This is a genomic window from Vagococcus allomyrinae (assembly GCF_017829975.1).
Taxonomy (GTDB): Bacteria; Bacillota; Bacilli; order Lactobacillales; family Vagococcaceae; genus Vagococcus_D; species Vagococcus_D allomyrinae.
In genome coordinates this window covers 151947-178124 of record NZ_JAEEGA010000003.1, presented here as the reverse complement: position 1 = coordinate 178124, position 26178 = coordinate 151947, and the positions used below count along the sequence as shown (strand labels likewise).

26 protein-coding genes are annotated in these 26178 nt (G+C 40.6%); 23 read left to right on the top strand and 3 right to left on the bottom strand.

Annotation, left to right across the window (positions count from 1 at the left end):
* The first annotated feature begins 36 nt into the window (after window positions 1-36).
* Entirely contained in the window at window positions 37-306 is a 270-nt protein-coding gene (locus tag I6N95_RS06290) for a DUF3892 domain-containing protein (protein WP_209525754.1), read from the top strand.
* 218 nt (window positions 307-524) lie between these two features.
* Here the strand turns inward: I6N95_RS06290 and I6N95_RS06285 are convergent, their stop codons facing one another.
* Complete coding sequence (locus tag I6N95_RS06285) at window positions 525-1121, bottom strand: VanZ family protein (RefSeq protein WP_209525751.1); 597 nt, start codon at window positions 1119-1121, stop codon at window positions 525-527.
* A gap of 432 nt (window positions 1122-1553) precedes the next feature.
* Here I6N95_RS06285 and I6N95_RS06280 point away from each other — a divergent pair, with 432 nt between their 5' ends.
* Entirely contained in the window at window positions 1554-2801 is a 1248-nt protein-coding gene (locus I6N95_RS06280; RefSeq protein WP_209525748.1) for a tetratricopeptide repeat protein, read from the top strand.
* A gap of 33 nt (window positions 2802-2834) precedes the next feature.
* Window positions 2835-3365: a YpiB family protein gene (locus tag I6N95_RS06275; protein ID WP_209525746.1), complete on the top strand. Its 531-nt coding sequence runs from the start codon at window positions 2835-2837 to the stop codon at window positions 3363-3365.
* 107 nt (window positions 3366-3472) lie between these two features.
* On the opposite strand, the gene I6N95_RS06270 is transcribed toward I6N95_RS06275, so the two are convergent.
* A complete protein-coding gene (locus I6N95_RS06270) occupies window positions 3473-4375 on the bottom strand; it encodes a YitT family protein (protein ID WP_209525744.1) in 903 nt (300 codons plus the stop codon).
* Between the two features lie 189 nt (window positions 4376-4564).
* Here I6N95_RS06270 and I6N95_RS06265 point away from each other — a divergent pair, with 189 nt between their 5' ends.
* The 12 genes from I6N95_RS06265 (at window position 4565) to I6N95_RS06210 (ending at window position 17142) form a co-directional block, all read left to right on the top strand.
* Window positions 4565-4852, top strand: a complete 288-nt coding sequence (locus tag I6N95_RS06265; protein ID WP_209525741.1) for a hypothetical protein — start codon at window positions 4565-4567, stop codon at window positions 4850-4852.
* 16 nt (window positions 4853-4868) lie between these two features.
* The gene (gene dapB / locus I6N95_RS06260; RefSeq protein WP_209525739.1) at window positions 4869-5660 is read left to right on the top strand and encodes a 4-hydroxy-tetrahydrodipicolinate reductase; all 792 of its coding nucleotides are present in this window, start codon (window positions 4869-4871) and stop codon (window positions 5658-5660) included.
* Entirely contained in the window at window positions 5657-6904 is a 1248-nt protein-coding gene (locus tag I6N95_RS06255; RefSeq protein WP_209525737.1) for a CCA tRNA nucleotidyltransferase, read from the top strand. Before dapB ends, I6N95_RS06255 begins: the two co-directional genes overlap by 4 nt.
* Entirely contained in the window at window positions 6891-7256 is a 366-nt protein-coding gene (locus I6N95_RS06250) for a thioesterase family protein (protein WP_209525734.1), read from the top strand. Before I6N95_RS06255 ends, I6N95_RS06250 begins: the two co-directional genes overlap by 14 nt.
* 105 nt (window positions 7257-7361) lie before the next feature.
* The gene (locus tag I6N95_RS06245) at window positions 7362-7820 is read left to right on the top strand and encodes a hypothetical protein (protein WP_209525732.1); all 459 of its coding nucleotides are present in this window, start codon (window positions 7362-7364) and stop codon (window positions 7818-7820) included.
* Window positions 7821-8070: 250 nt separating this feature from the next.
* Window positions 8071-9948, top strand: coding sequence for an ABC-F family ATP-binding cassette domain-containing protein (locus tag I6N95_RS06240; RefSeq protein ID WP_209525730.1), 1878 nt, complete (start codon window positions 8071-8073; stop codon window positions 9946-9948).
* Between the two features lie 18 nt (window positions 9949-9966).
* Window positions 9967-10914 carry a thymidylate synthase gene (locus tag I6N95_RS06235; protein ID WP_209525728.1) on the top strand — a complete coding sequence of 316 codons (948 nt, stop codon included), beginning with the start codon at window positions 9967-9969 and terminating at the stop codon, window positions 10912-10914.
* A gap of 29 nt (window positions 10915-10943) precedes the next feature.
* Window positions 10944-11438, top strand: a complete 495-nt coding sequence (locus I6N95_RS06230) for a dihydrofolate reductase (RefSeq protein ID WP_209525725.1) — start codon at window positions 10944-10946, stop codon at window positions 11436-11438.
* Between the two features lie 186 nt (window positions 11439-11624).
* A complete protein-coding gene (gene asnB, locus I6N95_RS06225; protein WP_209526108.1) occupies window positions 11625-13496 on the top strand; it encodes an asparagine synthase (glutamine-hydrolyzing) in 1872 nt (623 codons plus the stop codon).
* 169 nt (window positions 13497-13665) lie between these two features.
* Window positions 13666-15180 carry a UDP-N-acetylmuramoyl-L-alanyl-D-glutamate--L-lysine ligase gene (locus tag I6N95_RS06220; protein ID WP_209525723.1) on the top strand — a complete coding sequence of 505 codons (1515 nt, stop codon included), beginning with the start codon at window positions 13666-13668 and terminating at the stop codon, window positions 15178-15180.
* 1 nt (window position 15181) lies between these two features.
* On the top strand, window positions 15182-16426 hold the full coding sequence (locus I6N95_RS06215) for a carboxylate--amine ligase (RefSeq protein WP_209525721.1): 1245 nt from the start codon (window positions 15182-15184) through the stop codon (window positions 16424-16426).
* Window positions 16427-16428: 2 nt separating this feature from the next.
* Window positions 16429-17142: an amino acid racemase gene (locus tag I6N95_RS06210; protein ID WP_209525719.1), complete on the top strand. Its 714-nt coding sequence runs from the start codon at window positions 16429-16431 to the stop codon at window positions 17140-17142.
* A 43-nt stretch (window positions 17143-17185) separates the two neighbouring features.
* Here the strand turns inward: I6N95_RS06210 and trhA are convergent, their stop codons facing one another.
* Window positions 17186-17830 (bottom strand): PAQR family membrane homeostasis protein TrhA, encoded by a 645-nt coding sequence (gene trhA / locus I6N95_RS06205; RefSeq protein WP_209525717.1) that lies wholly within the window; start codon window positions 17828-17830, stop codon window positions 17186-17188.
* A 131-nt stretch (window positions 17831-17961) separates the two neighbouring features.
* Between trhA and I6N95_RS06200 the strand changes: the two genes are divergently transcribed.
* The 8 genes from I6N95_RS06200 to I6N95_RS06165 all read left to right on the top strand — a co-directional run bounded on the left by I6N95_RS06200 (window position 17962) and on the right by I6N95_RS06165 (window position 26171).
* On the top strand, window positions 17962-18801 hold the full coding sequence (locus I6N95_RS06200; protein ID WP_209525715.1) for a DegV family protein: 840 nt from the start codon (window positions 17962-17964) through the stop codon (window positions 18799-18801).
* Between the two features lie 226 nt (window positions 18802-19027).
* Window positions 19028-19900 (top strand): SGNH/GDSL hydrolase family protein, encoded by an 873-nt coding sequence (locus tag I6N95_RS06195; protein WP_209525713.1) that lies wholly within the window; start codon window positions 19028-19030, stop codon window positions 19898-19900.
* 8 nt (window positions 19901-19908) lie between these two features.
* Window positions 19909-20595, top strand: coding sequence for a YpmS family protein (locus I6N95_RS06190; protein WP_209525711.1), 687 nt, complete (start codon window positions 19909-19911; stop codon window positions 20593-20595).
* A 9-nt stretch (window positions 20596-20604) separates the two neighbouring features.
* Complete coding sequence (msrA, locus tag I6N95_RS06185; RefSeq protein ID WP_209525708.1) at window positions 20605-21129, top strand: peptide-methionine (S)-S-oxide reductase MsrA; 525 nt, start codon at window positions 20605-20607, stop codon at window positions 21127-21129.
* Window positions 21126-21344: a YozE family protein gene (locus tag I6N95_RS06180; RefSeq protein WP_209525706.1), complete on the top strand. Its 219-nt coding sequence runs from the start codon at window positions 21126-21128 to the stop codon at window positions 21342-21344. The genes msrA and I6N95_RS06180 overlap by 4 nt, the downstream gene beginning before the upstream one ends.
* Before the next feature lie 526 nt (window positions 21345-21870).
* Window positions 21871-23715, top strand: coding sequence for an acyltransferase family protein (locus tag I6N95_RS06175; RefSeq protein WP_209525704.1), 1845 nt, complete (start codon window positions 21871-21873; stop codon window positions 23713-23715).
* A 107-nt stretch (window positions 23716-23822) separates the two neighbouring features.
* A complete protein-coding gene (locus tag I6N95_RS06170) occupies window positions 23823-24860 on the top strand; it encodes an AI-2E family transporter (RefSeq protein WP_209525702.1) in 1038 nt (345 codons plus the stop codon).
* 486 nt (window positions 24861-25346) lie between these two features.
* Entirely contained in the window at window positions 25347-26171 is an 825-nt protein-coding gene (locus tag I6N95_RS06165; protein WP_209525700.1) for a phosphate acyltransferase, read from the top strand.
* Window positions 26172-26178 lie beyond the last annotated feature (7 nt).

Genomic DNA, 26178 nt, shown 5'->3' with positions numbered 1-26178 from the left:
GAAGTTAGCATATAATGTTGCTAGAGGGGTGTGCTTATGATACAACAGATCACACATATTAGAGTAAATAATTCTGATAAAACAAGTACAGAGAGTATTCTTGAAGTGAAGTTAGCATCTGGCGAGACTCGACCAATTAAAACCGTTATTCAGTATTTAAGCATGGGGAAAAAATATTTTTATTTTGCTTCCCAAGCGGAAGCGACCTTTATCGAAGCTGTTTACCCGATTTACAAGGGCGCATATATCCGTTCCTGTGATTACGACGGCGTTCATGATAACCTGATGACTTTACCACATTTTTAATATTTGTTACGGGCGGCTAGGAAACTTTAGCCGTTTTTTTGCTCTACCGGACGTCTCTATCTCTTAGTTTGGATCCAGCTTCACGCCTCGTTCAGCTTTTCTTATAACAAATGAAAGGAAGGCGTAAAATAATCCAGTGGTCTCCTAAATGATTAAAACCAGCTGATAATCGCTCGCAACATGCTATGGTTATTTTTCTCAATAGTTTGTCCCGGTTATCAGGGAGTAGGTTTGTTAAAAACGAGGTTTCTAATGGTGCTGTGGTAAAAGCGGGCCCCTATGTAAAAGCCACTGAAATTTAAGAGGATATCCCCTAAATCAAAGAAGCCTAAAGAAAATGTCAGCTGTAAAATTTCAGTCATCGTCACTGAGATTAAAAAGAGCAGGTATTTTTTCCCTATTAAGAAACCAAGAGGGATAAAATAAATGACATTAAAAAGAGCTTCAATCCGACCGTCGCCATTTAGTAGGTCGACGACGAAACTGAAAGGATTAAGTGAATAACCACTGACTCCCACACTTTTGAAAAACAGAAAATAGCCGAGAGTGACAAAATAAACCATGTAAAAAGTGTAAGCAACTAATTTATTTATGGACTTGAAGATGATGAGTGAAAAGAAGGCGGACATAAAGAAACTCAATAGTAAGATAACGATCAGGGATACCCAAAAGTCACCGTTAACTGGTGAATAAATGGGAGCGATATAGGTGAAAAACAATGAAGCGAATTTTTCCTGAAATAAATATCTGACGAACATAAAAGAGCCGATAAATAGCGTTAAATTGATTAGTGGTTTTTTTAGAGAGTGTCTCATGGTCCCTCAATCTCCTTTGCTTTTTTTATATTATAGGTTTTGCAAACGTGACAGTCAATATCTAATGAGTCATTTGGCTAATAAGCATGATCGTATGCGGCAATGCTGGTCAAACCAGTGGTGGCTGCCACTGGTTGCGAACTTTCAGCGAGATAGTTCCCGTTAAACTTTCAGCCAGAAAAAAGCTGAAAGTGCCACGCTTGAGGTCTGATTATGCGAATTATCCAATGGAACGAGCTATTTGATTATATATCGTCATTTAGTTGCTAGGAGTGATTATTTCGTAATCAAAGGCAATTTCCATGTCTTTTTTAGTGATTTTAACTCTAGAATGGCTTATAATAGGTCAAAGAAGGTGAAACAATCGATCGATTGGTTTACTGGGCGTTTGCTGATGATTTTAGATCAGTTTGAAAAAGGGGACGAGTAAAAATGAATTCATACAGTGAACAAATGCTAAATGCAATTAGCGATAACGATTTGATTGAGGCTCAATTAAAATTTGAGGAAGCATTGCGAAGTGACGCTCCGGACATCCTAGCTCAATTAGGAGAACAGTTGCTAGGCGCTGGTTTTCTGGAAGAAGCCACGACGGTCTTTAAACAGCTTTTAGAAGCCTATCCTGAAGAACTGGGATTGAACATTCCATTAGCCGAAATCGCCATCGAAAATGGTGAGATGGAGGTAGCCTTCGACTGTTTGGAAAACATCCCAAATGATCATCCGAGTTACGTTGAAAGTTTGTTAGTGATTGCGGATATGTATCAAATGATGGGCGTTCCTGAAGTTAGTGAGAAAAAAATCAAAGAAGCCCAACAGTTGATGCCAGGTGAGCCTATTTTAATTTTGGCCTTGGCAGAGCTTTATTATGCCTCTGATAAGTTTGTTGAAGCGATTGCCATCTACGAGTCACTTTTGGCCAAAGAAGCGAGTGAAGAGTTGGAAATCAATTTATACGAGCGATTGGGTTCGTCTCTCAGCATGATTGGTGAATTTGAAGAAGCGATTCCTTATTTAGAGCATGCACTGGAAGACGAACAGACGGATCAACGTCTCTTCTTGTTAGGGGTGACGTACATTCAATTAGGGGAACGAGAAAAGGCCATCTCTCTGTTGCAGCAGTTGCAGGTGCTTAATCCTAGCTTTGAAGCAGTCTATTTGCCACTGGCTAGCGCCCTGTTGGATGAGGAGTTACTGGAAGAGGCCGAACAGGTAATGGCAGAAGGCCTTAAACAAAACCCTTATGGGATTGATTTGTATCATTTGGCATCGGACAATGCCTATCGATTAGGAAAAATTGCCGAAGCCGAGGAATATATGCGGAAAGCCGTTAATTTGGAAGAAGACAAGGAATTCTCATTGATCAAATTGAGTAATATCCTGTTGGCAGATGAACGGTTTGAAGAAGTTGTGGAGACCTTAGCTGGTTTGGAAAATAGCAATCAACCTCATGCCAATTGGAGTTTAGCACAAGCTTATAATGAGTTAGAAGAATTTAAATTAGCAGCTGAAAATTATGATAAAGCGGCGGAAGCTTTAGGTCATGAAGCTGATTTCCTTAAGGATTATGGTTTGTTTTTACGAGCAGAAGGCCGTACGGCAGAAGCCAAGCGGATTTTGACTCATTATTTGGAGCATGCACCTGGTGATCTGGAAATTTATCAGTTTTTAGAGGAATAGTTTAAGCAGTGTATCAGAAGGAGGGGAATCGTGATGAGTATTAATGTGGACGAAAAAAAAGCGTTTATCGCTTGGCTAAATGACCATGTGGATTTTGGTCGTCGTGAGATTTATTGGATTTTAAACTATTTGATGAACCACTCAGCGATTTTGTCTAAAGTCACATTCGTCGAACATGCCAGTAAAACGCCACGAGGGGTTCGAATTTCACAAGCAGGATTCGAGACAGAAGGACTTGAGTTGTATTTAAATGGTCGAACCTTTACAGACTCCGAACAAGTCTTTCACGAGTTACGTATGAACTGGAAAAAAGAGCTGTTTATGGAAATAGCCTTTGAAAATGCCTGGGATAGTTCAGAGTATTTGGCAGTTCTAGCGGACAATCCGTTTTATTCGTGGAACGATACAGTTGACGCTGATGTGGAGCAGTCAGTCTTAGCAGCTTTGGAAAACGAACAAAAATCTAAGGAGCTAGACACCTTATATCAGGAGATTAATCGTGCTTTGGAAGCAGGCAATCAAGCGGAGTTTGAGCGCCTAACTAATAATCTGAAAGCACGCTAAGAGTTGCCTTGAGGATCAATTGGGCCCCCATCTAATGGAGACAAGATGGGAGGACTTGTCACTGTCTCTGACCTAAATTTAAAACCACAAAAGAGCTGAGAGCTGACTCAGTCCTTTTGTGGTTTTAAATTTAAGGCGGGTGTCTTTTTTCGAGGGGCTGGTGGGTCACCAAAACTAAATCCCTCTCCTAAGACCTCGTGGACATTGATAATTGAGACAAACGCAGCACTGTCAAGTTCTTCAACTAAAAACTTAATCTCGGCAATTTCTCGACTGCTGACGACACAATAAATAATGGTTTTTCCAGCAGCAGAATAAGCCCCTTCCCCCTTGAGATAGGTGACGCCTCGTTCCATCTGATTCATCAGTTGTCTGGCGATGGCTTGATGATGATCGGAGACGATGATGAGTCCCTTGGCGGAATAGGTGCCTTCCTGTACGAAGTCCACAACTCGGCTGAAAACAAAAGCCGCAATCAAGGTGTACATCATGTGGACAATGTCGATATAGACGAGGGACAGCAAGAGAACAATCACATCAAAAAGCAAAAGGGATTTTCCCATTGTCAGACCTGATCTTTTTTCTAAAATGCGGGCGATGATATCTGTCCCACCAGTTGTGCCCCCAACACGGTAGACTAGCCCGCTGCCGATCCCACCGGCTAAACCTGCCAGAAGTGCCGCAATTAATAAGTCATTATCGACCGTAATGGTCAGAGGGACTCTTTGCCAAAACCACAGATTGAGGGAGAGGGCGATCGTGCCCCAAATAGTGTAGAAAAAAGTTCGTGAGCCTAATACTTTGCCTCCCAACAAAATCAAGGGTATATTGATTAAAAGAGTTGAGTAAGCGGGATTGATGTTCAAGAGGGCCTTGAGTATTAAGGTAACCCCAGTAATGCCACCCTCAGCAAGATTATTTTGTAAGTTGAATGCCACAAGACCAAAGGCATAGAGACTGGTTCCCATAAAGATTAAAAGTAAATCTTTGATTCTCGTGAGTTGTTTCATTTGATCACTTCCTTTTTACGTCTCAAATCCGTTAATTCGATAGTATCACTGGGGAATCTTTTAGACAAGTTCTCTTTCTAAATTGCTTGATATTTGATAAGATAATAGATGAGAAATGGTTCTTGTGTGTGGGAAAAAAATCAGGATAATAAAATGAACAGAGAGCCATCAGAAAAGAGGAAGCTAATCATGGAAGAAAAACGAAGTCTCAAAGCAATGCGCGAGGCGTTAGATAAACAACTCGTTGTGGAGGAAGTTAAGACCACGTCACCCTTTGCCAAATTACAGGCTTTAACAGACGATATTGATGAAATGACAGATAGATTTAGTCAGCAAATGGAGACTATTCCAGAGGCAGCAGATAACAATAGTGAGATTAAACCCAGACGTTTGCGTGATATTTTAGCAAATGTGGAACAGTCATCTGAACGATTGGATGGTGACTTAGCGAAAAAATTTGAACCTAAAAGCAAATGAGAGGACAAGTGATAAGATGATTAAAATCGTGGTTGCAGGATTTAAAGGAAAGATGGGGGCGACTGCCACTCAAATGGTTATCGATCGAGACAATTTTCAATTAGTAGGTGTGCTTGATCCTCATTCAACTGAGTCAAACTTAAACCAAATAGGGCAGTATAGTCAAACGGATGTCCCGGTATTTCAAACAAAAGAAGACTTAATTGAAAGTGTCCAACCTGATGTTTGGATTGATTTTACGATTCCAGCGGTGGCTTTTGAGAATACCAAATTTGCTTTAAAAAGGAAAATTGCGCCAGTAGTAGGGACCACAGGATTTTCTGAAGAAGAGGTTAAACAGTTGGTTGGGTTATCTCAACAGCAGCAAACAGGTGGCTTAATCGCCCCGAACTTTGCGGTTGGGGCTGTTTTAATGATGGAATTTGCTCAAAAAGCTGCCAAGTATTTTCCTGATGTGGAAATTTTGGAATTGCACCATGATAATAAATTAGATGCACCCAGTGGGACGGCGATTAAAACAGCTGAGATGATTGCCGAAGTAAGGGAACCAAAAGTTCAAGGTAACCCGGCCGAAGAGGAATTAATCCCAGGGGCTAGAGGCGCTGACTATCAGGGAATGCGAATCCACAGCGTTCGCCTACCAGGCTTAATTGCTCACCAACAAGTTCAGTTTGGCAGTCTGGGGGAAGGCCTGACGATTCGCCACGATTCTTATGATCGCAGTTCATTTATGACCGGGGTTGCTTTGGGGTGCGAAAAGGTTGTTGGCTTGTCACAGCTAGTGTATGGGCTGGAAAAACTCCTATGATGTTAGAGGTCTTACCTGCTGAATTTAAAGACGCAACCCCGTTAATTACCGCCTTGGAAAAAGCCGGGTTTGAAGCCTATTTTGTTGGAGGGAGTGTCAGGGACGCCCTCTTAGGGAAAAGGATCCACGATGTGGACATTGCCACTAGCGCCTACCCAGAAGAAGTCAAACAGATTTTTAAGCGGACAGTAGACGTGGGAATTGAACATGGGACGGTGTTGGTCTTGTACGAAGCAGGTCAGTATGAAGTCACCACCTTTCGAACTGAGTCAACGTATCAAGATTATCGCCGGCCAGATGAAGTCACCTTTGTTCGCAGTTTAGCAGAAGATTTAAAAAGACGGGACTTTACAATTAACGCGTTAGCGATGAATTGTCAAGGAGAAATAGTCGACTTATTTCAGGGAATAGCTGATCTAGAAGATGGAGTGATTAAGGCGGTTGGCGATGCCTCTGAGCGCTTTAATGAGGATGCTTTGCGCATGCTGCGAGCCTTGCGCTTCGCCAGCCAGCTAGGCTTTAGGATTGAAGGGAAGACCTTTGATGCGATTGTTGAACATCATCGATTGCTTGCGAAAATTTCCATTGAACGGATTCAAATCGAATTTGTTAAATTAATGTTAGGAACTCATCGGCGAAATGGTCTTGAACCGTTTAAAATAAGTACTTGCTATCAGCACTGTCCTGGTTTCCAAGAAAAAGCCACTGAGCTAAGGCGACTGATTGAATTGCCGGAGCAACCGATGACCAGTGAAGCCATGGTTTGGTTGGTGACCTTTTATTGTTTAGAGATTCCTGAAAAGGACTGGCGCTTGCTCTTAAGTCAATGGAAGCTTTCCAACCAAATGATCAAGGTAGTTATCGATTCTTTAAAAGGACTGACTTATCGGTTGGCACATTCATGGACGGCGGACTGGCTTTATGAGCTGGGAGCTGAAAAAGTTCGCTTGATCGAAGAAAGTTTGCTTTATTTCGGTCAGGAACCACAAGTGGCGGCAGCTTTGGCGATGTATGAGGCTTTGCGGATTCACTCGATTCAGGAGTTAGCTGTTAACGGTCAGGACTTGTTAAAAGCAACCGACCTTAAACCAGGTCCATGGGTAGGTCGCTGTTTAGGCGCTATGGAAAAAGCTGTCATTAACAACTCTTTAGCAAATGATCGAGCAAGTTTATTAGCTTATGCTGAAAGACTATTAGCTGAGTCAACAGACGAGAAAAAGGAGGGAGACAATGACTTATCTTGAAAAGGATTATCTGGTTGAACCCCAATTTTCTGCTCAGGCAATGGGATCTGGTGAACTGGCAGTCTTGGCGACACCGGCGATCGTGGCTTTTGCTGAAAATACCTGTCAAAAGATTGCCCAAGAATTCTTAACCAGTCAGGAGACAACGGTCGGTGTTTTTCTCGATGTCAAACACTTACGCGCTTCAGCAATCGGCGGATATGTTAAAGTCAAAGCGCGATTAATTGAACGAACTGATACGATTCTAACTTATGATTTTGAGGTTTTTGAAAATGAAACGTGTTTGGCGAAAGGCACTCACCGGCGAGCAATCGTTGAAATTGAGCGGTTTATGAGCAAGTTGATAGAATAAAAAGAATTTGTGAAAGTTTTAACGAAAAACTATTGTATTATAATAAGTTTGTGATATAATGAACTTATAAATAAATAATGGCTTTAACGAAAGGGAGAACACATCATGACTAAACAAATGACAGGCTTTAGATTCTACTTCAGAAATAGCGAAACTTGGACCATTCAACGTGAACATATTGGTGATTTATGGATCAAACACATTACGACAAGTTTTGGCCGAATTAATGGCGGTGACTTCCAAAAAATTAACCCGTGTGAAGCTTTTAAGATTGAAATATTTGAAGAAGCAGATCATGTTAAAACCGATGATATTAATCAAGGCGGCTTAGAATTAGGGATGTTCGAACGGGCCTTAAAATATCAAGATATTGAAAAAATGGTCATTATCTTCGACGATGGTAAAGAAGATTTAGTTTATTTCCCATACTTAGATAAAGGAACACCAGGTCAAGAAGGTTTGGACAATCAATACCAAACCACTAAAATCTCGAAAGACAAACATCTCTATATCGTGATTGACCCTGAGAAATCAGTTGACGACTTATACGGTGATAAATTTTAATCTATATCCATCCCGTTAAATAATCAAACAGATAGTTCCGTTGGATGATTGTTTAATGGGAACTATCTAGTCACAAAAGAGCAGCCAGTGATGGCTGCTCTTTCCTTTGGTTACGCCCAATTTGTTTAAAAAGATCGTGGTTTTGTTGAGTTAATTCTGGGGTCGGTGGGAAGCGAGCGAGCCCTTTCTTGTGTCGGATTTCGTTATCTGTTAAAATGGACTGGGTATAGAAAGAGCAGGTGTCTCACAAATGAAGGAACTTCGTATTGATCATTTAACTAAAACCTATGGCGAAAAGACGCTTTTTACGGATATTTCTTTTTTAATTCATACAAAAGATAAAATTGGCTTAATTGGCGTCAATGGGACTGGCAAAACCAGCCTTTTAAACATTCTAGCAGATAAAGATGGAATGGATCAGGGAGAAGTCAAAAAACCTCATGATTATCATATTAGTTATTTATCGCAAGATTCAACCTTGGATGAAGACTTAACCGTTGCAGAAGCTGTTTTTGAAGGAGACTCGCCGTTATTGCGCGCCGTTAGACAATATGAGCTAGCATTGGTTAATTTAGCAGCAGATGGAACAAATGAGGATTACCAGCGAGCCTATAGCCAAGCAGAAGAAGTGATGAATAAAGAAGATGCTTGGTTAGCCGACACAAACGCCAAGACTATCTTACAACAATTAGGAATTAGTGAGATTGGTAAACGGGTAAGAGATTTATCTGGTGGGCAAAAGAAGCGGGTTGGTTTAGCTCAAGTTCTCATTCAAGAGCCAGATTTACTGTTGTTAGATGAACCGACCAATCATTTGGATTATCAGGCGATTGAATGGTTAGAATCATACTTGGCTCAGTATAAAGGGGCATTGGTCATGGTGACCCATGATCGCTATTTCTTGGATAAAGTGACCAATCGGATCTTCGAACTATCCTTCGGTCAACTTCATGAATATAAAGGCAACTATCAAGCTTATTTGGCGGCTAAAGCAGACCGCATCGAAACGGAGCAAGCCCAGGAACATAAACGGCATCAGCTGTACAAGCAAGAACTCGCTTGGATGCGGGCTGGGGTGAAAGCCCGTGGAACGAAACAGCAAGCCCGGATCGATCGCTTTCAGGATTTAAAAACCAATTTGAATCAAGTGGGCCAACAAGGGGAAATTGAGATTTCTTTAGGGAGTCAGCGCTTAGGAAAAAAAGTTTTACTTGTGGAGCACGGTGACTACACGATTGAAAATAAACAGCTATTAAAAGACTTTAATATACTGGTGCAAGCTCGTGATCGGATTGGCATTACTGGAAAAAACGGGGCAGGAAAGTCGACCTTGTTAAACATTTTAGCTGGCCGACTAGCCTTAGATGCAGGCGTATATGACATTGGGGAAACGGTGCGTTTGGCCTACTACACACAAGAAAATGAAAATTTGGATCCGAACATGCGCATGATTCAATATTTGCAAGAAGCTGCCGAACTGGTAAAACAAGTTGACGGTTCTGTCATCAGTGTTGCCGAAATGTTAGAGCGTTTCTTGTTTCCTCGCTCAAGTCATGGTACGATAATTGGGAAATTATCAGGTGGGGAAAAACGGCGGTTATTTTTATTAAAGCTATTAATTGCCCAACCCAATGTTTTATTGCTCGATGAACCTACCAATGATTTGGATATTGACACGTTGACGGTTTTAGAAGATTATCTGGAACAATTTAGTGGTGCCGTTATAGCCGTCAGCCATGATCGCTATTTTTTAGATAAAACAGTTGAAAAGTTGCTTGTTTTCCAAGGGAATGGTAAAATCATTGAGTATTTCGGAAGCATGTCTGACTATCTGTCTGAAAGTAAGCAGACGGAGCAAGGGAGTCCCTCCTCACCTAAAGTGGTGGAAAAAGCCCAGGCGACAGTTAAAACAAAAAATAAATTAACATACGCAGAGCAAAAAGAGTGGGAAACAATTGAAGCCGACATTGAGGCGTTAGAACTGAAGTTAGCCGCATTGGCTGAGGAAATGAATCACCAAGGCAGTGATTTCACGGCGTTGCAAAACTTACAAGACGAAGTGAGTCGCACAGAACAATTGCTGGAAGAAAAAATTGAGCGGTGGGATTATCTTGGCGAATTTGCCTAATAGAGGAGGACTTTCGAGATGGAACAAGCATATTTAGACCTTGGTCAAAAGATTTTGACGGAGGGATTCGAAAAAGCGGATCGAACGGGAACAGGCACAAACAGTATTTTTGGGCATCAAATGCGTTTTGACTTAAGTCAGGGATTCCCTCTCTTAACGACGAAACGAGTGCCCTTTGGCTTGATTAAAAGTGAGCTACTATGGTTTTTAAAAGGCGACACGAACATTCGCTACCTCTTAGAACACAACAATCATATCTGGGATGAATGGGCCTTTGAGCGTTATGTTAAAAGCGCGGCTTACCAAGGTCCTGACATGACGGATTTTGGGCGTCGAGCGCTGACAGATGAGGCCTTTAATGCCGTTTATCAGCAAGAATTAAAGACGTTTTGTCAACGGATTTTAACGGAGCCCTCCTTTGCCGCTGAATTTGGCGAATTAGGCAATATTTACGGTTCTCAATGGCGTCATTGGCAAACGCGCAGTGGTGAGACAATCGATCAAATTAGCGATGTTATTGAGATGATTAAAACCAGTCCAGATTCCAGACGGTTAATCGTTTCTGCTTGGAATCCTGAAGATGTGCCAAGTATGGCCTTACCACCTTGTCACACAATGTTTCAGTTTTATGTCGCAGGTGGAAAATTAAGCTGTCAATTGTATCAAAGAAGTGCCGATGTCTTTTTAGGCGTTCCTTTTAACATTGCCAGTTACGCTTTGCTGACGCACTTAATCGCCCATGAAACAGGGCTCGAGGTTGGCGAATTTGTGCACACCTTAGGAGATGCTCACTTGTACAGCAATCATTTCGATCAGATGAAAACACAGCTAGAGCGAGAGGTACGACCATTTCCTAAGTTGGTTTTGAATCAAGAAAAAACATCGGTATTTGATTTTGATGTTGAGGATATTAACGTGGAGGGGTATGACCCCCATCCATCAATAAAAGCACCAATTGCGGTTTAGTTGGGGAATTTTTTAGGAGGATTTTAAATATGTTAGCTGCGATATGGGCGCAAGACGAGAACGGGTTGATTGGCAAGGATGATAAATTACCGTGGCATTTGCCAAATGATTTAGCATTTTTCAAAAGTACAACCGAAAACAACACAATTGTTATGGGGAGAACGACCTTTGAGGGAATGGGAAAACGACCATTACCTAATCGTCGGACAATTGTGTTAACCAGTGATGCGAATTATCTGGCAGACGGCGTGGAAGTAATGCATTCACTTCAAGAAGTGTTGACTTACGCAGAGAGTTTTGAAGGGATTACCTTTATTACTGGAGGAGCAAAGGTCTACCAGGAATTTTTACCAAATTGTTCCGTGCTGTATCGGACGGTTATTCATGAAAGTTTTGAAGGGGACACCTATTTCCCTCCTGTTAATTGGGAAGAGTGGACGATGATTAATATTAGCGAAGGACTTGTGGATGATAAAAATGTCTTTAAACATTCATTTGAAACCTATCAGCGAAAAGCAAATTAAAACCCCGGCGTTAGTATCTTAACTAACGCTGGAGTTTTTTTATTCTTACAAAAGCCAGTGTCTATTAAACAGGCAGATTGAAGCCAAAAATAAAATATGTTATACTCCTAGAAGAGCAATTTTAGCATAAATCAAGAAATGACTGACCTGCAAAGGTAAATTTAGGATAGAGATAGGAAGATGGCTATGTGTGGTATTGTCGGTTTTGTCAATACAAAAGAGAATAAGCAAGAAATTATTGAGAACATGATGGATACCATTATCCATCGCGGTCCGAATAGTTCCGGTGAGTTTATAGATGATCAAGTGGCATTAGGCTTTCGCCGTTTAAGTATTATTGATTTAGCAGGCGGTTCTCAGCCGATATTTAATGAGGATGAAACGAAGGTAATCATTTTTAATGGTGAAATATATAATTTTCAAGAGATTAAGGATGATTTACTAGCCAAAGGACATGTGTTCCGGACAAAGGCTGACACCGAGGTTATTTTACACGGGTACGAAGAATATGGCGTCGATATTGTCAAACAACTGCGTGGCATGTTTACCTTTGCTATCTGGGACAGAGAAACCAAAGAATTATTTGGTGCTCGCGATCATTTCGGCATTAAACCCTTCTATTTTGCCGAAATGAATGATACGTTTATGTTTGGCTCTGAAATTAAGAGTTTTCTGGTTCACCCAGATTTTAATAAAGCGTTAAACAAAAAGGCGTTAAAACCCTATATGACCTTTCAGTATTCGGCTTTAGAGGAAACCTTCTTTAAAGACGTTTATCGAATTCCAGAAGGTCACTACTATACATACAAAAACAATAAATTAACGATTGAAAAATATTGGGATGCTGATTTCCAAGAAAAAGAAATGACTTTGGAAGAAACTGTGGACATGATCGATGAGGCCGTTAAGGAGTCAGTGGCAGCTCATTCGATTGGCGAAGTAAAAGTAGGGGCCTTTCTTTCCAGCGGCGTCGACTCAAGTTACGTTGCTTCTGTCTTAAGACCAGATAATACCTTTTCGATTGGTTTTGGTGATAAGTCCTATAATGAGTCACATGAGGCGAAGCGCTTAACCGATAAAATTGGCTTAAACAATACCTCTAAAGTAGTGACAGGTGACGAGGCTTTTGATTATTTTCCAACGATTCAGTATTACTTGGATGAGCCAGACTCTAATCCCTCCTGTGTGCCGCTGTATTTCTTAGCTCAGATGGCCAGCGAAGATGTAACGGTTGTCTTGTCTGGTGAAGGGGCGGATGAATTGTTTGCCGGTTATCAAAACTACGGCTTTAATACGCGGTCAAGACCAGTTCGTGTCTTTGCTGAAGCCTTAAAAAAATTACCTAAAAAAGCCCGCTACTCGATCGCTCGCACGATAAAAAAAGCGCCTAATTTTAAAGGGAGCATGCACTTGTATACCTCATTAGCCCCCGCCGAAGACTTCTTTATTGGTCAGGCGAACGTTTTTGAAGAACAAGAAGCAGATCAACTGTTGCAACCTAACTATCGTCAAAGTGAGTCGGTTAAAGCAATTGTGGACCGTCAATATAAAAAAGTCAAAGACTTATCTGAAGTCAAAAAAATGCAGTACTTGGATCTTCATCAGTGGATGCCAAAAGACATATTGCTGAAAGCTGATAAATTGAGCATGGCTCACTCCATTGAACTACGGGTGCCATTATTGGACATTCGCATGATGGAAGTTGCTGAACAAGTTCCAACTAAGTACTTATTAAATGAAGAGAATACGAAGTTCGCTTTTCGTAAAGCCGCTAATCGTCATTTACCTGATGAGTGGGCGGATCGAGAAAAACTGGGTTTTCCAGTGCCGATTAAAGATTGGTTACGAACGGATAAATACTATCAACAAGTAAGAGCCATTTTTTCACAGGAATTTGTGACGGAGTTTTTCGACCAAGCTAAAATTTTACAAATGCTAGACGGTAATTTTAACAATGAAAATGATGATCGTCGGAAAATCTGGACGATCTTTACCTTCTTAACGTGGTATAAAATTTTCTTTATTGATGAAGCTAAGCCAGTTATTCCCCAAAGTTAAATCAGATGGGAAGCCTTACGGAAAAAGACAGAAGACAGGCTGAGACTATGTCTCGGTCTCTTCTTTTTTAGCGCAATAGTCTGAGTGTGAAAGCTCTCAGCGGCTATTTCCAAAGTAATGCCGGTCTATGCTATAATCAATAAGGACGAGAGGAGACAGTGAGTTAGTTATGCTATCTTTAGAAACTTTAACACAACGATTAATCGAACACGACTTATTAAAAGAATTTATCTATCAAAATCAGTGGTCCTATCAAACACCAAAAGCTGTTGATACTCTCACTATCGGCCATTTAACTTATGACTCTAGAACGATTCAAGAAGGCTCGCTTTTCTTCTGTAAAGGCATAGGGTTTAAACAATCATATTTAGAGCAGGCTATCTCAGCTGGCGCTTTTTTCTATGTGGCAGAAACCGTGTATGAAGTGGAACATCATGGGGTAGGAATTATTGTGACAGATATCAAAAAAGCAATGGCTGTTATCAGCATGGCTTTTTATGGCTATCCGCAAAATGAATTAAAAATTATTGCCTATACGGGAACCAAAGGGAAAACAACAGCTGCGTACTTCTGTAAGTACATCATGGAGATTGCCACCAAGGAAAAAACAGCCTTGTTTTCAACGATGGAGACCATTTTAGATGGGAAGACAGCAACGAAGTCCTTGTTGACTACGCCAGAATCCTTAGACTTGTATCGGATGATGCGTGAAGCTGTGACAAACGGCATGAGTCATTTAATTATGGAAGTCTCCTCACAAGCCTATAAAACGAATCGTGTCTATGGTTTGTCTTTTGATGTAGGAGTCTTTTTAAATATTTCGCCTGATCATATTGGGGCGATTGAACACCCTGATTTTGATGACTATTTTTATTGTAAACGACAACTATTGCACCATTCGAAGCAAGTCATTCTCAATCGTGATTCTGATTATTTTGAGATGTTGGCAGAGTTTAGCCGAGCTAACACTAGTGAGGTGCTAACTTATGGTCAAGATTGCCCAGAAGCGGACTATCGCTTTCATTCCTTAGCTGGTGGCGAGTTTGAAGTGACCAGTCATCAAGACGTCCTAAAGGTTACTGGTACCTATGGCATTAATCTATTAGGCGACTTTAATCAGGGGAATGCCCTTAGCGCCATAATGGCAACTTCCTTAGTCGGTGCCGATCAGCAGGCCATTCACACAGGCTTGTCTAAGGCGAGAGTTGCTGGCCGAATGGAAAAAATGGTGACAGGTAAAGGGACGAGTGTCTATGTGGATTATGCTCATAATTATTTGAGTCTGCAAACACTGTTATCTTTTGTCAGATTAGAGCATCCAGCCGGTCAATTGTATGTGGTGATTGGCAGCACAGGTGGAAAAGGGGTATCCAGACGAGCGGACTTTGGTCGTGTTTTATCTGATTTCGCCGATGTGGCCATCTTGACCACTGATGATCCGGGAAATGAAGCTCCTGAGATGATTATTGCAGATATTACGGCAGCACTCGTTGAGCGGGTGGAGCGACGGATTATTTTGGATCGTAAAGCAGCGATTACCTTTGCTTTAGAGACTGCTAAAGCAGAAGATGTGGTAGTGTTAGCAGGTAAAGGAAATGACTTATATCAGATCGTAGAGGGCCAGCGAATTCCTTATGAGGGAGATTTAAAAATTACAGAAACGTTAATAGGAAGTGGGTATTAAAATGCAACAAAACACTCAAACAGATTTTCAGCCAATACTTTTAGGGAGTGACATCAATGTATATGGCATGGCACGCTCATTTTATGAAGAATATGGCATTGTGTCAGAAGCCCATGCTTCAGAGCAGTTAGCGCCGACTAATTACAGTAAAATTGTCACGGTCAATGTTCACAATGGCTTTGATACTGATCCAGTTTTTATCAACACGATGCGCAAGTTGGTGAAAGAGCGGACGGACACGACTAAGAAGTATTTATTGATTGCCTGTGGGGATGGGTATGCAGAACTAGTATCAACTCATAAAGAAGAACTATCTAAAGATTTTATCTGTCCTTATATTGATATTGAATTATTTCAACGCTTAATGAACAAAGTTAGTTTTTATGATGTTTGCGAAGAGTTTGGTTTGCCTTACCCCAAAACCTTGATCATCACAAAGGAAATGGCGGAGGGAGATGGGGCTATTAGCTTGCCATTTGAGTTTCCTGTGGCGTTAAAGCCAGCTAATAGTGTGGAATACTTGAGTGCTCAGTTTGAAGGGCGTAAAAAGGCCTTTACCATCAAAAGCCAGCAGGAATTTGAATTGATTCTTGGGCGGATCTACCAAGCAGGCTATTCATCGGAAATGATTTGTCAAGACTTTATTCCCGGTGATGATGATAACATGCGGGTCTTAAATGCCTACGTTGATGAAGCGTCAAATGTGCGAATGATGTGTTTAGGTCATCCGCTGTTGGAAGACCCAACGCCAGCGTCAATTGGTAATTATGTGACCATCCTCCCAGATTACAATGAAAAGATTTACAGCACGATTAAAGCTTTCTTGGAAAAGATTAACTATACAGGTTTTGCTAACTTCGACATGAAATACGACCCTCGAGATGGGGAGTACAAATTATTTGAAATTAACTTGCGTCAAGGGCGAAGTAGTTTTTATGTGACCTTGAACGGCTATAATTTAGCCCGTTATGTAACTGAGGATCGGGTATTTGGTAAGCCGTTTACAGAGACTGTTTTGGGCAAAGGCGATAGACTTTGGATGGGGATACCTGAGAAGATCTTTAAGACTTATGTCAAAGATAGTCCCGATAAAGCGAAAGCTCTACAGTTACTTCGTGAAGGCAAGTCAGGCACCACGGTTTTTTATAAGAAAGACAGCAGTTTAAAACGCAAATTATTGATGCACTATATGTTTTATAACTATCACAAACGGTTTAAACAATACTTTAAAGAAAATAAGGGATAATTATGAAAAACTTTTTTACCATTTTAGGTGGGATGGGGACCTTGGCGACGGAGAGTTTTGTGCGTGTGTTAAATAGTCGCACACCAGCTCATACAGATCAGGATTACTTAAATTATATACTTGTGAATCATGCGACTGTGCCAGATCGAACCGCTTATATTCTAGATTCTTCTTTGGCGAGTCCAGTGACCGCACTGACCGAAGATTTAAAACAACAGTCGGCCTTGAATCCTCATTTTTTTGTTTTGACCTGTAATACCGCTCATACATTTTATGAAGAGCTTCAAGCGGTAACGCCGATTCCAATTCTGCATATGCCAAGAATCGCCGCAGAAAAGGTGAAAGAACGATTTTCGCGAGAGTCAAAAATAAGAGTGGCTTTATTGGCGACTCAAGGAACCGTTAATTCTGGCGCTTACGGTAGAGAGTTTAGCGATGAGCTGTTTGAGGTCGTCTATCCAAATCAATCCGTTCAAGACGATGTGATGAACTTGATTTATCGGGATGTGAAAGAGCAGAAGTTTTTGAATCAGGCTTTGTATCTTGAAATTTTGGATACGATGATCAAGCAGGAACAGTGTGACGTCGTTGTTTTGGGATGTACAGAGTTATCATTGATGCAAGAAGTGACGATGAATGCTGATTATCCAGTTGTGGATGCTCAATCAGAATTAGTCGATAAGACGATCGAGCTAGCCTTAGCTGAACGTCACTAATCGCAAACGAGGCTGGGACTACTGTCCCAGCCTCGTTTCGGTTTTAGGTATAAAGCAAAATTGAGAAGTACATCAACCCGGCTCCAAGCATAACGAAGAGGTGCCAAACGACGTGCATAAATTTGATGTTTTTCATGCTGTAAAAGATCGCACCCACTGTGTAAGAAACCCCACCTAGAGCTAAGAGACCAGTGCCGACGGGACCTAACCCCTCATAAAGTGGTTTAACAGCCGCCAGACAGAGCCACCCCATGATAATGTAGATGATTACCGCAGAATTGCCTTTTTTTGCAAGCCAAATCGATTTGTAGATGACACCTAATAGGGCCATTAACCAGATGATGACAAAAAGTGTCCAGCCTAGCCAGCCCTTAATGGTCAGTAAACAGAAAGGTGTATAGCTACCAGCGATCAAGAGATAGATTGAACTGTGATCGAAAACTTGAAAGACTTTTTTGGCTTTTGTGAAGATTAAACTGTGAAAAAGTGTTGAGGCAAGAAAAAGTAAAATCAGGGTGGCCCCGTAAATGGCATAGGCGACGATGTGAGTCGCTGAGCCTAGTCGGGCGCCTTTAATCAAGAGAATCACTAAGCCGGCGATGCTTAAACCAACGCCAATCCCGTGGGTGACCGCATTTAAGACCTCATTGACAATTAAGTATTTCTTTGAAAATAGGGTATGTTCCATAATTATCCACCTTTTTTGACGACGTAATGAGTGAAAATCATCAGTTAATCTGTTATACTTAACTTATATGATATCTCTCTGGTATCTATTCTACACGAATAATTTCTTTTTTTAAAGGATGGAGTCTAAATATGTCAAAAGTAAAAATAGTCACTGATTCATCTTGTAATATGGAGCCGGGGATGGCGGAAAAATTGAACATCGAAATTGTCTCACTTTCCGTGATGATAGATGGTGTTATCTACAATGATTCGGATCTATCTGGTAGCCAATTTATGACGATGATGGAAAATGCCAAAGCGTTACCTAAGACCAGCCAACCGCCAATCGGTGAGTTTGTTGAACTTTATGATAAGCTAGGGGCTGATGGTAGTGCTATCATCTCAATTCATATGACAGAATTAATCAGTGGCACGGTCAATACGGCCCAACAAGCTGCAACTTTATCAAAAAGTGATGTTACCGTGATCGATAGTACCTTTACGGATCAAGGCTTAGCTTTTCAAGTAATCGAGGCGGCTGAAATGGCCCAAGCTGGAAAATCTAAGGAAGAGATTATCACAAAGGTCAAGGAAGTAAAGGCTAATAGTTTGTTATATATTGGCGTGGCCTCTCTCGATAATTTAGTCAAAGGTGGACGGATTAGTCGGGCAACAGGTGTGATTGGAAATATCTTTAATATTCGCGTTATCATGCAATTGCTGGATTCAGAACTGGTGACTTTGACCAAAGGACGGGGAGCCAAAGCCTTCTATAAATGGTTCGATGAACTGAAAGTGGAATTAGCTAAAATGACGAATATTAAAAAGATTGCCATTACTCATGCAGATGGAATAGAAACAGCTGAGCGTTTTAAAGAAGGATTGCAAGAGATGTTTCCTAATATCTCCATTCCTGTTTTGGATGCGTCATCCATCATCGCTACCCATACAGGCAAGGGTGCCTTCGCTGTTATGTTATATACAGAGTAATTGTCAATAACAGATCACGCTGCTGGTCTGTTTTTTTTAATCATTATTTAAGCTAGATACCTCATCTTAAATAATCAATCAGATAGTTCCTTTGGATAATTCGCATAATCATCCGCCAAGAGTGGTGCTTTCAGCTTTTTTTTGGCTGAAAGTTTAACGGTAAAGGCTGAGTATTTAATGGGAACGATCGATCATCATGTCAAATGAGTTAAGTAGGAGATAAAACATGAAACTAATACAAAAATATTCTTATAGTCTCGGCGTGCTAATCTTGGCATGTGTCATTGGGTTTATGGCCTTAGCAGCGCTGATCCCGAAGGCTCAACCGATGTTTGGAGAGCAGACCGCAGAAAAGAGCCAGGAAAAACAATTGCTTAACTTTGCGGCGATCGGTGATTCCTTGACTGAAGGCGTTGGAGATACGACTAAGTCAGGGGGGTATGTGCCACTGCTAAAACAAGCGATCAGTGAAGAAACGGGGATTGATGCCATTCATTCTGATAATTTTGGCAAGGCCGGCGATCGCAGTGATCAAATATTAAAGCGAATTAAGAAGAACGAAGAGATTCAAACAGGGCTTAAAGAAGCGGATTTTATCACGTTGACGGTTGGCGGAAACGACTTGATGAAAGTCGTGAAATCGGAATTTATGAACGATATTTCCTATGAAACCTTCGATAAACCGCTTGAAGAATTTAAAAAACAATTAGGCTTGTTAATCGCTGAAATTCGCAGCTATAACTCTGAGGCGCCGATTTACTTAATGGGGATATACAACCCCTTTTATTTAAGTTTTCAGGAAGTCAGTGAAATGCAAGATATTGTCACGTTGTGGAATGACGGGGCTAAAGAGGCGATTAAAGACGAGCAGAAGGTTTACTTCATTCCGATCAACGATTCGCTTTATAAGGGGTTAAACGGGCAAATAGGGATCGGCAGTGACACGACAGAGACTTCCACGAGTTCTTCAGGAGGCAGCCTCAATAATCTGATTTCAGAAGTGGATAACTTTCACCCCAATAATCTAGGCTACCAAATCATGGCAAATGCCTTTAAAGAAAAAATGTTTGAAACTAAAAAAGACTGGCTAGAAAAGTAGGGATACCGATGAAAAAAGAACAGAAAAAAAATGAACAAGTAGAGGGGAAAACAGTCAAACCTGGCTCAGCGGGCAGCGGCTTAAAAAAATTGTTAAAAAACCCCTGGAAGTTAGCTTTCTTAGTCTTAATTGGCTTATTGTTAGGGGCGTCGCTCTTTTTGATCAGTCGCATGACCACTGGAAGAGAGCCTAATTATCAAGGGAGGGAAGAAACGGTTAGCAGTGAGCAAGAGGCTACCTTCCAAGTACAACTAAAAAAACAGCAAGTCAATCAGATTATCAGTTATTATCTCAATGACTTTTTGAAAGATTCTGGTGTTCAATACGATTTTTATTTAGAAGACAGAGCACTGTTGAATGGCACCTTTAAAGTATTAGGTTACGATATGCAGTTTTACCTTTACTTTGATCCTTACGTGACAGAAGAAGGGAATATTCAATTAAAAGCAACGAGTATTTCCATCGGTAGCTTGCCCTTGCCGATTAGTGAAATAATGAAGTATGTGGCCAAAGATTTTGATGTGCCTAAATGGGTAGAAGTTTTACCTAAAGAACAGACGATTATCTTGCATTTAGATGAATTTAAGTTACAAAATGGCATGTTTGTTAAGGCGGAAAAAATCAATTTAATTGATGATGACATCCGTTTTAATGTATACTTGCCAATAGAGAGCAATCAAACTAAAAAGAAATAGGTGACATACATGGGAAAAGAAACCGCAATTTTTGCTGGAGGATGTTTTTGGTGCATGATTGAGCCTTTTGATCAGCAACCAGGCATCATTAGCGTTACATCGGGTTACACTGGTGGCCATAAAGAGAATCCGACCTATGAGGAAGTCTGCAGTCACACCACTGGCCATACTGAAGCGATCGAGATTGTTTTTGATCCTCAGGTGATATCGTACAAGGAATTAGTGGAAATCTACTGGCGCCAAACTGATCCAACGGATGCCTTTGGCCAATTTCATGATCGTGGCGATAGCTACCGAGCGGTCATCTTTTATCAAAATGAGGAACAACAAGCAATTGCTGAGGCGAGCAAGCAAGCCTTAGCGGATAGCGGTAAATTTGACGACCCGATTGTGACCGCCATCGAAGGGGCCAAAGTTTTTTATCCAGCTGAAGAGTACCATCAAGGATTTTATCGGAAAAACCCAACTCGATTCAAACAGGCCCATCATACCCGCCAGATGTTTATCGACGCGTATTGGGAGGAAACTGAGTGAGAAGGAGCTTCTATCATTACGTTCTAACATTACGAGGACCTAAAATCAACGAGCCGGAAACAAAATTGGCAAATGCCATTGGGATCGATATTCAGTTTCCTAAACAGTCAGAAAGTCATAGTGAAATCAGCGACTATTTGGAACTGAGTACCAGCTATTTGGATAATATGGATATTTTTGATGAACTTTGGCAAAAATATTTAGATCACAATTAAGCGTCAGAGACCAATAGTCTAAAGGATAAAAAAACAACCAGTGGTAATCAAATTACCCCTCGTTGTTTTTTTGTTGTCTAAAAATGAAAATCATTAGCTCATTTGTTCCTGAAAGCTTATCCAGAATTAATAAGGGAGGTTAAGCGTAAAAAAGGGCGACTAAACTAAGAGCCAAGTTGTTAGTCAGCGCTTTCAATATGTTTCTAATGTTACGAATGAATGTTTATTTAGCCGTAAAACAAAAGAATTTCTTAATTTTTGTTTTAATTGCAATTTTACTGTTACATGTTTGTAAAAAACATGCTAAAATGTAATATGTATTAACGTTAGAGACATATTATGTGGTCGTTTTTTGTCCCAATTGTTTTTTTCGTCAGAGTCAGCTAAATAAAAGCTTAATAAGGGAGGGATATTGATGGTTCAGCTACGTTAGTCATGGGCTAACGACGTTAATTTGGAAATAATTAAATAACAAATAAATGCATATGAAGATGCAAGTATGAACGATTCCAGGGGGCTTATATGTGTGAGTGACAAAATCGGAAAGAAGAGGTATTTGCCTAGTATTGATGGTTTACGAGCTGTAGCTATTATTCTCGTTATGTTGTATCATTTTCAACTCCCCTTTGCCCAAGGAGGCTTTATCGGAGTTGATATTTTCTTTGTGTTGTCAGGTTACCTCATAACAAACAGTTTGATGATTGAATGGCATCAAGCTAAAAAATTTGATTTTAAACAGTTTTGGCTTAAGCGGTTACGACGCTTATTACCAGCAGTCATCACGTTGTTGGTCGTCGTGTTAATTGTTTGCTTCTTTTTCTTTCCCAGTAGTTTTAAGAAAAGTTGGAGTGACAGTATCGCTGCATTGTTTTATGTGAGTAACTGGTGGTATATTTTTAAGAAAGTTCCCTACTTTGATTCTTTTGGTACGCCAAGCCCTTTTAAACATCTCTGGTCATTGGCGATCGAAGAACAGTTTTACTTATTGTGGCCAGTGGCTTTATTTGGGTTACTTAAGTGGTTGAAAAAGAGGCAGCGTGTTTTAATTGCGATTATCACGGCGGGGATCTTTTCAGCTGTTTTGATGGCAGTTCTATACGATCCTAACGGAATTGATCGTGTTTATTACGGAACGGATACACGGCTTTTTGCCATTTTAGCTGGTTGTGGACTGGCGTTTTTATGGCCTTACTATTACTTAGATGACAATTTTGGTCAGCGAGCCCAGCGAATTTTAGATGGGGCAGGCAGTGTGGCCTTGGCGGCACTGATTGGCATAGCGTTGTTAATAAACGAGTATCAAACATTCTTATATCATGGCGGGTTAGTCTTAGTCGCCCTCTTTACGATTATTCTGTTAGGGGTGATTGTACACCCATCAAGTAAACTGGGAAAATTATTTGCCAATCCATTCTTTAGTTGGCTTGGCAAACGATCTTATAGTTTGTATCTGTGGCATTATCCGGTGGTGGCCTTATTGACACCGATAAAATTGGTAGGGAGGTTTCACATTGGGTTGGTGCTGATGCAATTAGCGTTAATTGTTGTGTTGGCTAATTTTTCTTATATGTGGATCGAAGAACCAATTCGCAAACATGGCGTCCAAGCAAGCTTTACCTCACTAAAAGCGATCTCTAAAAAACAGTTGCATTATCCTGCTATCTCATTAGGGATGATGGTACTGTTAACCCTTGGGGTTTTAGGTACCAATTACCTTTTGACTCGGCCTAATACAACCGTCACGAAGCCAGTTGAGACAAAGGTGAGTCAGGCGCCAGTCAAGAAGGAAACCTTAACTCAAGTCTTGGCGATTGGCGATTCGATCATGTTGGGAATTAAAGATCAGCTAGAAGAAGCCGTCCCAGGGATTGTGGTGGATGGTAAGGTTGGCCGACAATTGGTGGATGCCAAAAAATTGGTGGAAGAGAAATACAGTGATTACAACCACAAAGACGCTGCTATCTTTATTGAGCTTGGCTCAAACAGTCCCTTTAATTCAAAAGATTTAGCGTCATTTTTAAAATTATTTGACAAGGCGACGGTTTTTTTGATTAATACCCGCGTGCCAAGAAATTGGGAAGGGGAAGTTAACAGTATGTTAACCGAGGCAGTGACTGAATCAGAACAGGTGAGATTGATTGACTGGTACAGCATTGCCTCGCAAGCCCCCAATTTGTTAGCTGAAGACGGGGTTCATCTGTCTGAAGGCGATGGCAAAGCCACTTATGTCAGCCTGATTACCAATGAGCTAGCTAATTATGAGTTGAAGTTACCGGAAAAAGTGGAAACAAGTCAAAGCACGAGTGATAAAACAGAAAATAGCCGTACAAAAGAATCTTCAGAGACAGTCAATACAACAACCTCAGAATAATGACCCAGAGCTTGCTAATTTTTTATCAAATTAGCAAGCTCTGACTTGTTAATTGGACATAGTATGAGATAATAGGTAAGCAAAACTGATTTTTGGAGGGTGTTTTTTTGAATGTATGGGAAAAATTCAAACAAAACGACGGTTTAAGACGGACGTTTGTGTTGTTGGTTATTTGTTTCGCTTTATTTTTAATTCGGGAAATTATTAGTTTGATTTTATTAACTTTTATCTTGACTTACCTAATTACTCGTTTGGTAAGTGTGATTCATAAAAAAGTCAAGCTACCACGAAAGATTATCGCCATAGGTCTCTATGGCATGATCGTGATCTTTTTATATTTTGCTTTGACGATTTATGTGCCGAAATTAGTTAATCAAACTTTTGCCATGATTGAGTCGTTGTTTGCTTTTTATCAAAAGCCAATGGACGATAATTCTTTATTGGAATGGGTCAGTCAAAACATCAGCTTCAAAGAAATTAAGGATCAATTGACTTCTGGTGTTAAAGTCGTGTTTGATTATATTTCAAGTATTGGCTCTATGGGAATGACGTTTGTCATGTCGTTTGTTTTAAGTTTTTTCTTCAGCATTGAAGAAGAGTGGGTTAAAAGTTTTAGTAAGTTGTTTTTAACGAGTAAAATCAGCTGGTTTAGTCAGGATGTGGCTTACTTAGGCAAGAAATTTGTCAATACATTTGGGGTGGTGATTGAAGCCCAATTTATGATTGCTGTCGTAAACACAGCCTTAACAACTCTTGGGTTATATGTGATGGGCTTTCCCCAATTATTGAGTTTGGCCTTGATGATCTTCATTTTTAGTTTGATACCTGTCGCAGGGGTCATTATCTCTTGTATTCCTTTAGCGCTGCTGGGATATACAGTTGGTGGAATCCAAGATGTGATCTACGTGCTGATCATGATCGGCATCATCCACATGCTTGAATCCTACTTATTAAATCCTAAGTTAATGAGCAGTAAAACGGATTTACCAGTTTTTTATATTTTTGTGATTCTGATGTTTTCCGAAAAGTTTTTTGGTGTTTGGGGATTAGTCATTGGAATACCTGTTTTTGTTTTCCTTCTGGATTTGCTAGAAGTTAAAGCGAAGGAAACTCACAAGCTTCCACTTCGCTTGAAAAAAGAATAATGACAGTCGTATTAGCGTCGTATCGTCAAAGCGCTAATACGACGTTTTTATTTTTAATGGCTAATTCTGTGGAATTGATGAAAAGCTCATAAGGGAGTTCTCAATAAGGAATCGTATTAAAAAATAATTTTATTGTTATTTAATCGTTGGTTGTCGCCGTTTTGGGGACGGCGCTTTTTTCACAAGTTTTTTCAGCGCTTAAGAATCATTGTCCATGCCGAACGGTGGCTTTATATCGATTTGCTAGGAATCGTCAGAATGAGGGGGGCGGCAGTAAACGTCTTTATATTGGTAATATTCTGACAATAGTGCCTGCGATCAGCGCTGGGAACTGGCCATTTTTTTCAGAATGTTTAGCTCGGCAAACTTTTGTTATTTAACCACAATTACCAGTGAATTATCAGCGGAATCTATTGCATTTCTTCGTTGAAAAAGCTAATCTTAAAGTGTGGGAAACGTTTTCAATTCGAAAGGTCGTGTTATTTATTGAAAGTTACGGTCGTCATTGCAGGGGCTGACCAAAAAATGGTCGCCGAAGTAGTCGTGCCTTTGTTACTAGAAAACCGCTATCAGTTTGTACTGGTATCCTGTGAAGCCTTAAGTTTACCTGAGACTAGAGTCAAATTAGAACAGGTTAAAACCATGGGGGAGGTTGCTGAAAGAGCAGTTGAAGTGGTGATCCGATCGCCAAAAAGTATTTTGCTAAAAGGCCAAATTCAAACAGCTGTCCTGTTGAGAGCAGTGTTAACAAATAGCGAGTTGTCGCATCAGCGGCTGATCTCTCAAGTCACAAAAATTGAGCTAATTGAAAGCCGGCGCCAATTCTTACTGACCGATCCAGCGTTAAACATTGAACCCAATACGAGGGCTAAGATTGACTTGTGTTTAAATGCGCTTGAAGTGGCGAATAAATTAGGGATGAGAAAGCCGAAACTTGCTTTATTAAGTTCCGTTGAAGTCTTAAATCCTAAAATACCATCGGCAGTCTCAGCAGCAGAAGTTGTTGATTATTTTAAACAGACGCCGAATGAGGCGATTATCGAAGGACCTTTGTCGATGGATGTGGCGACAGACCCTACGGCCGCCAAAAGTAAGGGCTATTCAGGGCAGATTCAGGGGGATGCTCAGATATTGGTTGCCCCCAATATTGATTCAGCTAATATCTTGTATAAAACATTGGCCCATTTTACTGATTGTCAGGTGTCAGGTGTCCTAGTGGGAACCTCAGTGCCGATTGCTTTAACCTCTAGAAGTGATAGCCCACTAGCGAAAATCGCTGCCGTCAAATTTGCGGAAAGTATGATTGATTAAGGAGATG